Source organism: Rhizobium sp. 11_C7_N12_5, assembly GCF_051811145.1.
Classification (GTDB): Bacteria; Pseudomonadota; Alphaproteobacteria; order Rhizobiales; family Rhizobiaceae; genus Rhizobium; species Rhizobium lusitanum.
In genome coordinates this window covers 218,705-232,782 of the sequence record NZ_JBPWPY010000001.1, presented here as the reverse complement: position 1 = coordinate 232,782, position 14,078 = coordinate 218,705, and the positions used below count along the sequence as shown (strand labels likewise).

Annotated in this window: 13 protein-coding genes; 3 read left to right on the top strand and 10 right to left on the bottom strand. The window is 60.2% G+C overall.

Going from position 1 to position 14,078, the window contains the following annotated elements; all coding sequences use genetic code 11:
• Positions 1-51: 51 nt before the first annotated feature.
• Both AB8B29_RS01150 and AB8B29_RS01145 read right to left on the bottom strand, forming a co-directional pair.
• Positions 52-1,032 (bottom strand): flagellin N-terminal helical domain-containing protein, encoded by a 981-nt coding sequence (locus AB8B29_RS01150; protein WP_113118245.1) that lies wholly within the window; start codon positions 1,030-1,032, stop codon positions 52-54.
• A 257-nt stretch (positions 1,033-1,289) separates the two neighbouring features.
• A complete protein-coding gene (locus AB8B29_RS01145; protein ID WP_047555981.1) occupies positions 1,290-2,210 on the bottom strand; it encodes a flagellin N-terminal helical domain-containing protein in 921 nt (306 codons plus the stop codon).
• Between the two features lie 438 nt (positions 2,211-2,648).
• Between AB8B29_RS01145 and AB8B29_RS01140 the strand changes: the two genes are divergently transcribed.
• Positions 2,649-4,136 (top strand): pyridoxal-dependent decarboxylase, encoded by a 1,488-nt coding sequence (locus AB8B29_RS01140; RefSeq protein WP_113118249.1) that lies wholly within the window; start codon positions 2,649-2,651, stop codon positions 4,134-4,136.
• Positions 4,130-5,392 (top strand): ATP-grasp domain-containing protein, encoded by a 1,263-nt coding sequence (locus AB8B29_RS01135; RefSeq protein ID WP_037203270.1) that lies wholly within the window; start codon positions 4,130-4,132, stop codon positions 5,390-5,392. The genes AB8B29_RS01140 and AB8B29_RS01135 overlap by 7 nt, the downstream gene beginning before the upstream one ends.
• 107 nt (positions 5,393-5,499) lie before the next feature.
• Here the strand turns inward: AB8B29_RS01135 and AB8B29_RS01130 are convergent, their stop codons facing one another.
• Entirely contained in the window at positions 5,500-6,408 is a 909-nt protein-coding gene (locus AB8B29_RS01130; RefSeq protein WP_113118244.1) for a flagellin N-terminal helical domain-containing protein, read from the bottom strand.
• Between the two features lie 254 nt (positions 6,409-6,662).
• Complete coding sequence (locus AB8B29_RS01125) at positions 6,663-7,571, bottom strand: flagellin N-terminal helical domain-containing protein (protein WP_145675919.1); 909 nt, start codon at positions 7,569-7,571, stop codon at positions 6,663-6,665.
• A 333-nt stretch (positions 7,572-7,904) separates the two neighbouring features.
• Here AB8B29_RS01125 and AB8B29_RS01120 point away from each other — a divergent pair, with 333 nt between their 5' ends.
• Complete coding sequence (locus AB8B29_RS01120) at positions 7,905-9,848, top strand: O-linked N-acetylglucosamine transferase, SPINDLY family protein (RefSeq protein ID WP_047641202.1); 1,944 nt, start codon at positions 7,905-7,907, stop codon at positions 9,846-9,848.
• A gap of 53 nt (positions 9,849-9,901) precedes the next feature.
• Here the strand turns inward: AB8B29_RS01120 and fliP are convergent, their stop codons facing one another.
• From fliP to flgA, 6 genes are read right to left on the bottom strand one after another with little or no spacing between them, the layout of a single operon-like run.
• Positions 9,902-10,660, bottom strand: a complete 759-nt coding sequence (fliP, locus tag AB8B29_RS01115; protein ID WP_037203264.1) for a flagellar type III secretion system pore protein FliP — start codon at positions 10,658-10,660, stop codon at positions 9,902-9,904.
• Positions 10,657-11,151 carry a flagellar basal body-associated FliL family protein gene (locus AB8B29_RS01110; RefSeq protein ID WP_037203263.1) on the bottom strand — a complete coding sequence of 165 codons (495 nt, stop codon included), beginning with the start codon at positions 11,149-11,151 and terminating at the stop codon, positions 10,657-10,659. Before AB8B29_RS01110 ends, fliP begins: the two co-directional genes overlap by 4 nt.
• Positions 11,152-11,194: 43 nt before the next feature.
• Complete coding sequence (flgH, locus tag AB8B29_RS01105) at positions 11,195-11,908, bottom strand: flagellar basal body L-ring protein FlgH (protein ID WP_037203261.1); 714 nt, start codon at positions 11,906-11,908, stop codon at positions 11,195-11,197.
• Complete coding sequence (locus AB8B29_RS01100; RefSeq protein WP_244655112.1) at positions 11,905-12,432, bottom strand: MotE family protein; 528 nt, start codon at positions 12,430-12,432, stop codon at positions 11,905-11,907. The genes flgH and AB8B29_RS01100 overlap by 4 nt, the downstream gene beginning before the upstream one ends.
• Positions 12,433-12,455: 23 nt before the next feature.
• Complete coding sequence (locus AB8B29_RS01095; RefSeq protein WP_037203258.1) at positions 12,456-13,574, bottom strand: flagellar basal body P-ring protein FlgI; 1,119 nt, start codon at positions 13,572-13,574, stop codon at positions 12,456-12,458.
• Positions 13,571-14,056, bottom strand: a complete 486-nt coding sequence (flgA, locus tag AB8B29_RS01090; protein WP_376774213.1) for a flagellar basal body P-ring formation chaperone FlgA — start codon at positions 14,054-14,056, stop codon at positions 13,571-13,573. The genes AB8B29_RS01095 and flgA overlap by 4 nt, the downstream gene beginning before the upstream one ends.
• Between the last annotated feature and the right edge of the window lie 22 nt (positions 14,057-14,078).

The following is a 14,078-nucleotide window of genomic DNA, read 5'->3' as shown; positions in this document are numbered from 1 at the left end:
GTGCGAGGATGAAGACGGGACCGCTGCCGATCTGGCCGCGCCGCCCCACCATCATTTCCCCTGAAGGAGAATCAACACCTTGCTCGCCATGCTATTGGCGATCGACAACGACTGAACGCCCATCTGCTGCGCCGTCTGAAGGGCATTCTGCCGCACCGATGCCTCTTCCATGTTCGTATCGACAAGATCGCCGACACTGCTCTTGATGGCGTCACTGAGCTTTGAAATATAGCTGGACTGATCGTCGATGCGCGACTTCATCAGGCCAAGGGTCGAATCCGCCGCGGTTGCAGACGTCAGAAGCGAATTCGTGACATTGAGCATATCCGTCAATTCAGCGTCCGTCGTACTGCTCGAGATCGAGATCTCCGTCCCACCGGTCGGCGTCGTGCCGCTATCGGCGGCCAGAAGATAATAGTTGCGGGCCGTAGTGCTGCCGCCGCTCGAGGTGTCGAACGTGCTTGCATCGACATTCTTCGTCAGCAATCCGCGGCTCGGATCGGCAGTATCGATCATCAGGGTTTGCGAACTGTCGTAGTTGATCGACACGGGGCTTATCTGCCCGCTGGCACCGCGGGTGAAGTTGCTGATGACGGATTGCTGCGTCGTGGCCTGCTGATTGGCATTGTAGAGCCAGTTCTCGCCGGAGAAGGACGCCGACTGCGTGACCGATTGCAGCTGGCCCTTGAGCTGCTGAATATCGGCATTGACGGCATCCTTGTTCGTGCCGGGCTCCTTTGCAGAAACCAGCTTGGCCTGGATCTGGGTCAGCAGGCTTACGACTGAATCCATGGCCGTGGACGCCGTGTCGACCTTGGAGGAGCCGAGGCCGAGTGCGTCCGTAATCGTGGAAAGACTGCTCCGGTCCGAGCGCATCGTTGTCGCCATCGACCAATAGGTGGGATCGTCGCTTGCAGTTTGGACGCGAAAGCCGGATGAAACCTGCTGCTGCACGACACCCAGGTCTTTGTTGACTCCGCGTAACACGGTCAGTGCCGCGGACGTGGCACGATTCGTCGTCACATTGCTCATCTGAATATCCGTAATTCCATTGGAACTGGCAAACCGGGCCGATCCGGCAGCAACGATTGGCCTCATGCCCACCAGCGGGAGATATCCCAGCACGGCCCGTCGCTAGAACAAGGTGCCGAAATCGCTCCAAAGAGATCGAAAAACGGCCCTGCGCAGAAAACTGCAAATCAGTTACGCGGCAAGGTTAACAAAAGCTTATGCGCGGCGACAAGAGAGAAAAGCCGCCGCGCCATCTCAAGGTAAGCTCCAGTCAAGGCTCACTTGAAGAGCGCCAGGACGTTCTGCGCGCTGCTGTTGGCGATTTGCAGCGATTGGATCGCCAGTTGCTGCTGCGTCTGCAATGCGGAAAGCTTGCTCGACTCTTCTTCCATGTTCGCATCGACGAGCTTGCCGACGCCGGAGTCGATCGTGTCCCGCAGGGAGGAGACGAAGCTGGTCTGCAGATCGATGCGGGTCGAGAGCGAACCGAGCTGCGAAGCGGTGCTTGTCATGGCGTTGAGGGCGCCCTGTACAAGGTTCATCGATTTGGCGATATCACCGCCCGTCATGTTGGTGATATCGAGGCTGAAGACGGAATAGGCTGTCCCGTTGATATCCTGCTGGGTACCGAGGATGCCCGAACTGGTATCGATGGCGCCCGTGGCATCCGCGCCGAACATGACATTGCCCTGCGATCCGGTATCGAAGCTGTAGCTGGTGCTGTTGACGGCGACAGTACCGTCATTGTTGCGCACAAAGGAAGAAACGACGGAAGCCGACGCGCCATTGACGGCATACATCCAGTTCTGTCCGGAGAAGGAGGCGGATTGGGCAATGCTCTCCAATTGCTGCTGAAGCTGCGCGAGCTCCTCCTGCACATCGGCCTTGTCGACGCTGTTTTCGGTTGCTGCGACGAGCTTGTCCTTGATCTGCTGAACGACGGTGATGGAATTGTCCATGGCCGTATAGGCGGTATCGACCTTGGCGGCACCCAGCCCCAGCGCGTCGGAGACGGCGGAAAGCGCGCTGTTGTCGGAACGCATGGTGGTAGCAATCGACCAATAGGCGGCGTTGTCGGATGCCTTGGCGACACGATAGCCGGAAGAAACCTGGCTTTGAGTATCTTCGAGGTTCGTATTGATGGAGCGCAGAGTCTGAAGAGCGGACATTGCCGCGTTATTGGTGAGAATGCTGGTCATCGAAGGGTGCCCCTTGTGGCTGAATTTGGAAGGGACATTCCGGTCTGCGGCCGGGAACGGCAATCAGCCTCATGCTTGTTAACCGGCTCTTAAGAGTGGTTAACCAACCGTTGCGTTAGCTGCAAATGACAGCATTAGCCTTAACAAAAGGTTAATGCCGCGCGTAAAAGTTAACGGAATCATACTTTCTGGAGAATAGCTGATCAAACTCTCGGGGATTCCATATGCACCACCTTGCATTGCGTATGCCCAAGGGTCTTTCGCAACACGTGCATGAAAGCGTCGATTTCGGGGTGATCTTGCCATTTTGGAGCGTTTGAACAATGCAAGTCAGCCTCGCGCCATCTTGGACGGCATAGCATTGCGCCGATCCGACGAATGTCGAGTAAGACGCGGCCGGGCGGCAATGTCGGCACAACGGCCGAATACGAGGTGACGATGTTTAGCTTGCAGGAGGCCGGGCGGGTGGCGGATGATCGCCATCAGCGGACGAGCCTCGATCCCGACGACTGGCAGGCCTTGCGCAAGCAAGGTCATCAGATGCTGGACGACATGTTCGATCATCTGCAAACACTTGCTGCAAAGCCGGTCTGGCAACCCGCCCCGTCTTCCGGACGCGCGCTGTTCGATGCACCGTTGCCCATCGAAGCAAGTGACCTCGAAGATGTCCATGCGATTTTCCGCGACAACATCCTCCCCTATGGCAGTGGCAATATCCATCCGGGATTCATGGGTTGGGTGCAGGGCGGCGGCACGGTTACCGGCATGCTTGCCGAAATGCTCGCTGGAGGGCTGAACGCCAATCTCGGCGGGCGAGATCATATGCCGATCGAGGTCGAACGCCAGATCATCCGCTGGACACGCCAGATATTCTCGTTTCCGGATACGGCCGGCGGCATATTCCTGACCGGCGCATCTCAAGCCAATTTCGTAGCGGTGCAACTTGCAAGATGCCGCAAACTCGGCACCGATGTTCGTGCGACAGGGCTATCCGACGAAGCTCGTCTGGTGGCCTATGCGTCGCGTGAGGTGCATGGCTGCGTGCCGCGCGCCTTCGAGATGTCCGGGATCGGCAGCGATCAGCTGAGGCGCATCCCGGTCAACGCCGCCGGGCAGATCGATATCGAGGCCTTGGAGCAGGCGATCCTGCGCGACAGGCAGGAAGGGCATACACCGTTCCTCGTGATCGGAAGCGCGGGAACCGTCAATACCGGTGCCGTTGACGATCTGGCCGCCCTGCGCGGCATCGCCGACCGATACGATCTTCATTTTCACGTCGACGGTGCACTGGGCGCGCTGGGTATCCTGAGCGAGGATCTCGCCGATCTGTTCGCGGGCATCGAGACCTGCGATTCGCTGGCCTTCGATTTCCACAAATGGGGCCAGGTACCCTACGATGCCGGCTTCCTGCTCGTTCGAGACAGCGAGTGGCAGCGTCAAACCTTTGCGTCGGAAGCCGCCTATCTCAGCCGCGCAGCCACGGGCCTTGCCGGCGGCGACTGGTGGCCCTGCGATTACGGTCCGGATCTTTCCCGCGGCTTCCGCGCGCTGAAGACCTGGTTCACCCTGAAGACCTACGGCGTCAAGGCGCTGGGCAATGCGATGAGCGCGAATTGCATGCTGGCGCGCGGCCTTGCGCAAAAGGTCGAGCGAGAGCCGGCCCTGAAGCTGCTGGCGCCTGTCGCGCTCAATATCGTCTGCTTTGCCTATGTCGGCCCCGACGGCAAGGCGCCACCGGCCATCAACGCCGATATCGTCGAACACCTCCATGCCGAAGGCCGGGTTGCTCCGTCTCTGACCCATCTGAACGGACAGCCGGCAATCCGCGCCGCGATCGTGAACCATCGCACGCGACAGGCGGACATAGACGCGCTCGTTCAGGGCATTTTGACACTCGGTTCCCGACAGGATCTACGCGAATGCTGATGACCAAAGCCCCCATTGCCGCCCCGGTTTCTTCAGACACATGGGCTGGCGCCCGCATACTGGGCATGCAGAGGATCGTATCGCTCATCTATGCCGGCCGCGACGTGACGCCGCTCTGGAACGAGCTGATGCAGCGCGCGACAGCGGATCCTACCGATGCCGCAACACTCCTGGACATGGCGACGATCCTGCAAACACTGAGCCGCACCGAGGAGGCCCGCCAGATCCTGCACAATGCCGTGCAGCTGCGCCGCGATTTCTGTGTGGTCCATGGCAATGGAACCGGCCCCCGCCTTCTGGCCTTCGTCACGGAAGGCGATTTCATGGCGAACACGCCAGTGGACTTCCTGCTGGCGGGCAGCAATTGTGTGTTGTGGCTGCGCTACGTCGACCTCGAAACCACCGCGCTCGCAGATCTGCCGGAATACGACGTAGCCTTCATGGCAATCGGGGAATCGACCGAAAACGCGCCTCTCCTCGCCCATATGGAAAAGCTGCTTGCGGGTTTCGACGGCCCTGTCATGAACCGCAATCCCGAACTGATCAGCAGGCTGACACGTGACGGCGTGAGCGAAATGCTGGCCAACGAGCCATCAATCCTCTCGCCGACCACCTATCGCGTATCACGCCAGGATCTCGTCGCCGTGGGCGCGGGTGTCAAACGCCTGGAAGATTGCGTTCCGGGTCTCGCGTTCCCGCTCGTCATCCGGCCGATCAGCACCCATGCCGGCCACGGAATGGAGCGCATCGCCGATCTCGCGGGACTGTCAGCCTGGCTGGAGATACAGCCGGCTGCCGAGCTTTACGTCGCGCCCTTCATCGATTTCCGCGGCCCGGACGGCTACTACAACAAGCAGCGCGTCGTGTTCATCAACGGGAGGGCTTTTGCGAGCCACATGGCGCTTTCCGACCATTGGATCGTGCACTATCTGAGCGCAGGCATGGGGCAAAGCGCGGCAAAGCGCGCCGTCGAGCAGGCCTGGATGGAGAACTTCGATACGGACTTCGCGGTTCGTCACAAGACCAGTTTTGCAGCTCTCCACCGCCACATCGGGCTCGATTATTTCGGCATTGACTGCGCCGAACTCCCCGACGGGCGCCTGCTGGTGTTCGAGCTCGATGTCGCGATGGTGGTCCACAATATGGATGATCCGGCCATCTATCCCTACAAGCAGGTCGCCATGCGCAAGCTGTTCGACGGCTTCGTCGATGCGGTTTGCGGCAAGGCTGGCGCCACGCTCGCGGCCGCTTCGTAGAGGCCACTGAAGCAGCAAGCGACAAAAAAGGAAAACCGCGCCTTTGGCAGGCGCGGTTGACTTCTTGTTCAGGAATTTCGACCGGCGCGCGGCGCCGACGCTTCCGATTAACGGAAGAGCGACAGGATCGACTGCGTCGAAGAGTTGGCGATCGACAGGGACTGGACGGCCAGCTGCTGCTGCGTCTGCAGAGCGGACAGCTTGCTCGATTCCTGTTCCATGTTGGCGTCAACCAGCTTGCCAACGCCCGATTCGATCGAGTCGGAGAGCGAAGAGGCGAAGCTCGTCTGCAGGTCGATGCGAGCCGAGATCGAGCCAAGCTTCGAACCCATGCTGGTCAGGGCGTTCAGAGCGGTCTGAACCATGTTGAGGGAGGTGGAGATCTGGCCGCCGGTCATGCCGGTGATGTCAAGGCTGAAGACCGAGTAAGTGCCGGTCACGGTGCCGAGAATGCCAGACGTCGTGTCGATAGAACCGGTCGCGGTTGCGCCGAACAGAACGTTGCCGGTTGCGCCGGAGTTGAACGCGTAGGACGTCGTGCTGACCGAAACGGTGCCGTTGGTGCCACGGATGAAGGAGGCAACAACCGAAGCGGAGTCGCCGCCCTTGGCTACGACCCAGTTTTCGCCGTTGAACGAAGCCGACTGGGCAACGCTCTGCAGCTGCTGCTGCAGCTGGCCGATTTCTTCCTGGATGGACGACTTGTCGACCGAGCCTTCCATGGCGGTGACGAGCTTGTCCTTGATCTGGCCGACGACGTCGATGGCGCTGGTGACGGCGGTGGTTGCGGTGTCAACCTTGGCGGCGCCGAGGCCGAGAGCGTCGGAAACGGCGCCAATGGCGCTGTCGTCGGACTTCATGCTGGTGGCGATCGACCAGTAAGCAGCGTTGTCGGAAGCCTTGGAGATGCGCAGGCCGGACGAAACGGCGCTCTGTGTGTTCTGCAGATCGGAGCCGATGCTGCGCAGTGTCTGGAGAGCAGCCATTGCGGCGTTGTTGGTAAGAATGCTCGTCATGATATTTTGCCCCTTTGGCAGTGGTTAAATAAGGGACATTCCGGACCAAAAACCGGTAACGGCATTCAGCATCATGCCTGTTAACCAAATCCGTTAAGGTTAACTCGCCGTTTCGATGGTCCTAAGAAACAGCAATATAGTTAAGAAAAGCTGAACCGTGTTAGGCCTGAAAATATAAAAAAAACCGCGCCTTAGATAGGCGCGGTTAACTTCCTGTTTAGGAATTTCGATCAGCGGGTAGCTGACGCTTCCGATTAACGGAAGAGCGACAGGATCGACTGCGTCGAAGAGTTGGCGATCGACAGGGACTGGATGGCCAGCTGCTGCTGCGTCTGCAGAGCGGACAGCTTGCTCGATTCCTGTTCCATGTTGGCGTCAACCAGCTTGCCAACGCCCGATTCGATGGAGCTGGAGAGCGAGGAAGCGAAGCTCGTCTGCAGGTCGATGCGGCTGGAGATCGAGCCAAGCTTCGAACCCATGCTGGTCAACGAGTTCAGAGCGGTCTGAACCATGTTGAGGGAGGTGGAGATCTGGCCGGAGGTCATGCCGGTGATGTCAAGGCTGAAGACCGAGTAGGAACCGGTCTTGGTGCCGAGAATGCCCGACGTCGTGTCGATCGAACCGGATGCGGTTGCGCCGAACAGAACGTTGCCGGTTGCGCCGGAGTTGAACGCGTAGGACGTCGTGCTGACCGAAACGGTGCCGTTGGTGCCACGGATGAAGGAGGCAACAACCGAAGCGGAGTCGCCGCTTTTGGCCATGACCCAGTTTTCGCCGTTGAACGAAGCCGACTGGGCAACGCTCTGCAGCTGCTGCTGCAGCTGGCCGATTTCTTCCTGGATGGACGACTTGTCGACCGAGCCTTCCATGGCGCTGACGAGCTTGTCCTTGATCTGGCCGACGACGTCGATGGCGCTGGTGACGGCCGTCGATGCGGTGTCAACCTTGGCGGCGCCGAGGCCGAGAGCGTCGGAAACGGCGCCGAGGGCGCTGTCGTCGGACTTCATACTGGTGGCGATCGACCAGTAAGCAGCGTTGTCGGAAGCCTTGGAGATGCGCAGGCCGGACGAAACGGCGCTCTGTGTGCTCTGCAGGCTGCTGCTGATGCCCTTCAGCGTCTGGAGGGCGGCCATTGCGGAATTGTTGGTAATAATGCTGGTCATTGAGGTTGTCCCCTGGAAACTGGATACAAAAAGGAGGACATACCGGACTGAAAACACCGGCGATGACGGAGCGGCTTCATGCACCTCGATCCATTTCCTAGCGGACCAAACCCGTCATGTCGCAAGGACACTCGCATCCATTGCTTGCGAATTCCTTAAGCGCCGGCTGCCGGGAAATATCTCTCCGGAACGTGGCTAAGAAAGCATGAAGGCCTTTCGACAGATGCTTCGGTTTCAGGCAAGCTACGCGCGCGATGATGCGGCGAATCCATGATGCCGGTGCTCGGTCTTCGACCGGAGCCCAGTTCAACATTCCGCTCGGAGTTCTCGCTCGTGAATACGAAAAACGCCTTTGTGACAGCGTCCGGTTTCTATCAGAAGGGGCAATATACGCGCGCGCTGGAAACGCTGAACGAATTGCTTAACGTCGACAGGTCACCCAAGACCTACGCGCTGCTGGCGAAAACATTGCTGAAGCTCGGGTTCAAATCGGATGCGGCAAGCGCCTACGAACTGGCAGGCAGGCAAAAGCCCCATCGCGAGGAGTATCTTCGCGAAGCGCTGCTGTTGCACGGCGATTGCGGCAACGACGATCAGGCGCTGGCGATCGGAAGCATGATCCTGCCGATGGCATTCAAGGATCCTGACCTTGCCTTCGTCCTCACGCGCATTTTCCTCAGCCGCCAGCAGAAAGAACTCCTCGTCGGCTTCAAGACCGTACTCGTCGAGGGACCCGAACTTAGACATCGGCTCATGGCAGCGAAACTGCTGACGGACGATCTCTATGACGAAGGCAACCGACACATCGTCGCGACGCTGTTCAAGAAGCACCCCGACAACATCATCTTTCGCACGCTCTATTTGATCTTCGCCCGCGAGGTGTCCGACCTTGCAGTCGTCGACAGGCACATGGCCCCCATCACCGCGTCGATCGCGCAAGGCAATCTCGATTACGTGATTCCGGACAATCCCTTCTTCCATCTGCACTGGTGCGGCGACGAGGCGATCAACAAGCTTGCGATCCACGATACCGTGCCGCTGCCAGCCGGCCATGCCGAGGCACGGCGCAACGCCCCGCATACATGGGGCAACAAGATACGCATCGGCTATCTGTCGTCCGACTTCTGGCCGGGACATGCGACCATGAAACTCATGCAGCGTACCCTGGAATTGCACGACAGGGATCGGTTCGAGATCACGCTCTTCGACCATTCGGATCTGTCTTCCCAGCGGGAGCAGGAATTCGATCACGCGAAATGGGGGGCGATGGTCGACGTCCGCAGCCTTTCCGACCAGGCTGCGGCGGAAATGATCCGCGCCCGCGGTATCGACATTCTGGTCGACCTCAAGGGACATACCAAGGAAAGCCGCGCCCGCATCCTCAATCACATGGCCGCCCCGATCCAGGCTGCCTGGCTCGGCTTCCCCGGCACGGCCGTCAATATCGATCTCGACTACATCGTCGGCGACCCCTACGTGCTGCCGGACCATTCGAAGCCGCATTTTCACGAGAAGTTCTGCCGCCTGCCCGAATGCTATCAGCCGAACGATCCGCTGTACCGCCCGAAGCCACGGCCGACGACGCGCGCGCAGCACGGGCTGCCCGAGGAGGCCTTCGTCTTCGCCTCCTTCAACGGCAACCGCAAGGTCACGTCGCAGATGGTCGACGTGTGGTGCAACATCCTCAAGCGCAGCAAGAACAGCGTGCTCTGGCTGCTGTGCAACGGCCCGCGCGCCGAAGCCAATCTCTGGTCACGCCTGGAAGCGCGCGGCATCAACCGCAAACGGGTCGTCTTCACCACCCGTATTCGCTACGAGGACCACATCGATCGTCAGCAGCTTGCCGATCTCGGCCTCGATACCTTCCCGGTCAACGGCCATACCACCACATCGGAACAGCTCTGGGGCGGCCTGCCGGTCCTCACCGTGAAGGGCACCAACTTCGCCTCCCGCGTCAGCGAAAGCCTGTTGAACGCGATAGGCTTACCGGAGCTGGTGGCCGACGATATCCAGGCCTATGAAGACATGGCCGTGCAGCTCGCCGGCCAGCCGGAACGCATTGCGCAGTTCAAGGAAACACTGGCCGTCAATCGCTCCATTAAGCCGCTCTTCGACGCCGAACGCTTCACCCACCATCTGGAGACGGCCTTCGAGATGATGGTGGCACGCGCCAAGCAGGGCCTTGCACCCGACCACATGGACGTGCCGGCGCTGCCGCCGCGCATGGAGCCTTTTCTGACTTATGATCAGAACGCGGCGGCTATCGCCGCCGAGTAAGGCTTGCAGATCGTCGGGAACCAGGTTTCCGACGAGCGCCGGCGGCTGACCCGTCAGTGGAAGGAACGGACGAGGCTGCCGACCAGCAGGTTCCAGCCGTCGATCAGCACGAAGAAAAGAATTTTGAACGGCAGCGAAATCGACGTCGGCGGCAACATCATCATGCCCATGGCCATGACGATAGTCGATACGATCAGGTCGATGACGAGAAACGGCAGGACGACCAGAAAACCGATCTCGAAACCGCGACGAATCTCCGAGATCATGAAGGCCGGGATCAGAACACGGTAGTCGATCTTGTTGTCGAGCACCGGCGTCTGACCGCGCTCCTGCGCCAGATCAACGAAAAGCTTGATGTCCTTGTCGCGCGTATTGTTGGACATGAACGTGCGGAACGGCTCGGCGATGCGCTGCACGGCATCGGCCTCCGAAATCTGGTTGGCAAGCAGCGGCTGCACGCCATCCTTCCATGCCTGATCGAAGGTCGGCGACATGACGTAGAAGGTCATGAACAGGGCCAGGCTGAGCAGGATCATGTTCGACGGCGTGGTCGCCAGGCCCATGCCGGAACGCAGGATCGAGAAAGCAATGATGAAGCGCGGAAAGCTCGTCACCATGATCAGGATGCCGGGCGCGATCGACAGGATGGTCAACAGGCCGAACGTGCGGATGATCCAGGCCGCGACCGAGCCATTCACGGGGACGTTCAGAAGATCGGTGGGGAGCTGTTGCGGCAATTGCTGCGCCATCGCCAGTTCAGGCGACAATACAGCAATAGCTAATACAGATATGACAAGTATTAATCGAATCATTCGATCACGAAAGTTCTGAACATAACTTTCGATACGCGTCCTTCCGAGCGCAGGTCAACACGCTCTTGAATGTCATCCCGAAGATATTGCAGTCCCCGTGCGCCTTCGATCTGCTGCAGGGAGACCGTGCGGATATAGGCCATGATGTCCTGATGGATGCTCTGGGCGAGCTGCGCGTCGGGCTGCCCCTTGAATACCAGCGCAAGTTCAAGCCTTATCCAGTTTTGCGAGGGATAGGCGAGATTGGCGGTGATCGGGTCAAGCGCGATGACGCCGTTCGCCTGCGCGGCCGCCGCAGCCTGCTTGCCGTTACCGGCGGCTTGCGCCGTTGCCTGCACGGCCGCCGTTGCGGTCTTGATCTTCGGGGCGACCACTGTGCCGAGCAGCCAGCCGCCGCCGCCGCCGAGCACGGTCAGCACCAGCAGCCCGACGATCGTCATGATCAGCGGCGATCCCTTGCCTTTTGCCGGTTCGTCTGTGGCCACTGCCATGTCCTTGTCCGTCCGTTCTCAAACTATCCGATGCCACCGGCCGTCAAAGCGGCGACAACAAGTCGACGGCCTGCTGTCCCCTGGGCGGCTGCTGTATTTCCGTCAGGCGACCGCGTCCGCCATAGGAGATGCGCGCCTCGGCGATCTTGTCGTAGGAAATCGTATTCTCCGCGGTAACGTCCTGTGGCCGCACGATACCGGCGACGTTAAGAATGCGAATTTCCTGGTTCATGCGGACTTCCTGCGAGCCGCTGATCATCAGGTTGCCGTTTTCGAGAATGCCGGTCACGACCGCAGCGACCAGCAAGTTGATCTGCTCGGAACGCTGCATCTTGCCCTTGCTGTCGGTACTGGTATCAGAGCCGGAGGTTGCATCGGCGTTGGTGGCGGGCTTCCAGCCGAAGATCTTGGCGGAAATATCCCAGTTCATGTCGCTCTTGTTCGTGCGATTGCGGTTGGTCTCGTTGTCCCAGTTCGCCTTATCGTTGATCTGGATCGTGACGGTCAGGATGTCGCCGACATTGAGCGCGCGCGCGTCCTTGAAGAGGGCTGCCTGCGAATCGTTCCAGAGCGAATAGCCCTGCGCGACCTGGTGGGGCCGCTTCGGATATTGCGACATCTGTGGCGTCTGTGCGTATTGCAGGCCGCTGCCGATCGGGCTCATGGCCGGCGCCCTGCCGATCTCCTTCAGAGCTTGAGAGTTGCAACCGGCGAGGAAGACGACGACCGCGCACGTGGCCGTAAGACGCATGTTCATGTGGGGTCCTTCGACTTCGATGTATTCGGGTCGGATGCGCTGGCGATGATGTTGGTGATGACAGCCGCCTTCTTTGCATCCATTTCCGCGAGAATGAGGCTCGACTGGCGCGCCGAAAGTTTCATGATGATCGCTGCCGCCACCGTGATCCTGACATCGTTGAGGCTCGCCGCCGCCGCATCCGGTTTCATGTTCTTGTAGATGTCGACCAAGCCGAGATCCGCGGTTTTCAGGAAGTCGTCGCGGCGTTTGAGCCAGTCCTCGTATTCCGCCTTGCGCTTGTCCATGGTGGCGATGCGCTGATCGACATCCGCCTGCAGCTTCTCCAATTCCTGCTTCTGCAGCAGGTAGCGCTGATCCCGGGCCGGATTGGCGATGTTGGTGCAGAATTGCCGGATCTCATCCTGGCTGGAAGCCGGGTCGACGACGACCGGCTTTGGCGCTTCCTGCGCCGTTGCGAAGCCGAGCGACAGCACCATGGTAACTGTTGCCAAGGTTGCCGCGAGGCCACAGGAGTTCAGCATTTTCCGGGCGATGGCGATCGATATCATTGCAATACGAGCTCCGCTTGCAGGGCGCCGGCCGATTTGATGCCTTGCAGGATGGCGATGATACCGTCCGGCTTGACGCCGATGTTGTTGAGGCCGGAGACCAGCGTTTTCAGGTCGGGCCCTTCCAGCACCGCGACACGGCCGCCGCTCTTGGTGGCGGTGATGTCGGTCTGATCCTGGACGGCCGTCTGGCCGTTCGAGAAGGGCTCCGGCTGGATGACCTGCGGGTTCTCGCTGACCTGTACCGTCAGCGTTCCATAGCTGACGGCGACCGGCGAGACGCGAACGTCGGCACCGATGACGATCGTTCCGGTCCGCTCGTTGATGACGACCTTGGCCGGTGTGTCGGTCTGGACACTGAGGTTTTCGAGGTCGGCCATTAACCGCGTCAGATCCGCCATCTTGGGCTTGGCAATCGCGACTTCCTGCGAATCCTTGGCCTCGGCGATCGGCGCGCCGAAGCGCGAGGTCGCCCAGGTATTGACGGTGTCGGCAATGCGGATGGAGGTGGAAAAGTCCGGATTGCGCAGCTGCAGGACCAGATTGACCGAATCCTTGAAGCGCGACGGCAGCTCGCGTTCGATGATGGCGCCGCCGGGTACGCGGCCGGCCGTCGTGACCCCTTCGGTGACCGTTGCGGCAGCGCCCTGGGCCTGGAAGCCCGAAACGATGACCGAGCCCTGCGCGACGGCATAGATCTGCCCGTCGGCACCGCTCAGCGAGGTCATGATGAGCGTACCGCCGCGAAGCGACGTCGCATCGCCGAGCGAGCTGACTGTCACGTCGATGCGGCTCCCGGGGCTTGCAAACGGCGGCAGGTTCGCCGTGACCATGACGGCGGCGGTGTTCCTGGCGGCAGATTGGCCGCCCTGGGTCGAGATACCGAGATTCTGCAGCATCGCCCGCATGGACTGCTCGGTAAAAGGCGAGGAACGCAAGCCGTCGCCGGTCCCCTGGAGACCGACGATCAAGCCGTAGCCGATGAGCTGGTTGTCACGTCCTGACTGCAGCGAGGCGATATCCTTGATGCGCGCTTGCATCGCCATGGCCGGATCGGCAACGATCAGGCTTGGCAATGCAAGCAGAACCGCGAAAAATTGACGAAGTCTCTTCATTTTGCGACCACGCGGATCGTGCCGTCTTCGAGAACCGTGCCGTTGACGATGATGCCGGAATCCATATTGCGGGCACGCACGCTGTCGCCGACGGCGCCGTCATCCAGCGGAGTCCCGGCCGCGGTGATCGTCATGCTGCCCATGGTCATCACCAGGCGGATGTTGGAGCCGCGCGTTACCGCGTAGGGCTGGCGCAAAGCGGAGACGGAGATGGTCCGGCCAGGCAGAAGCGTCCGCTTCGATACCAGACCCGTCACCTCCCGGAGCCGCTTGGCATAATCGCCCGTCAGATTGGGGTTGGTGACTTCGACCTCCTCGAGCTGACCGCTGCTGATGATGTCGCCCGGATAGATCGTTTCGGTCGGCACCACCGCGGTACCCATGCCGGCCGCGTCGGCGCGTGCCGCGCCTACGGGCGCGATCGACACGAACACGACGGAGAGGCTCGCTGCGGCGAGCCAGGCCATTGCTAAGCTTTTCATCCGGCGAAACCTCATGTTCGGC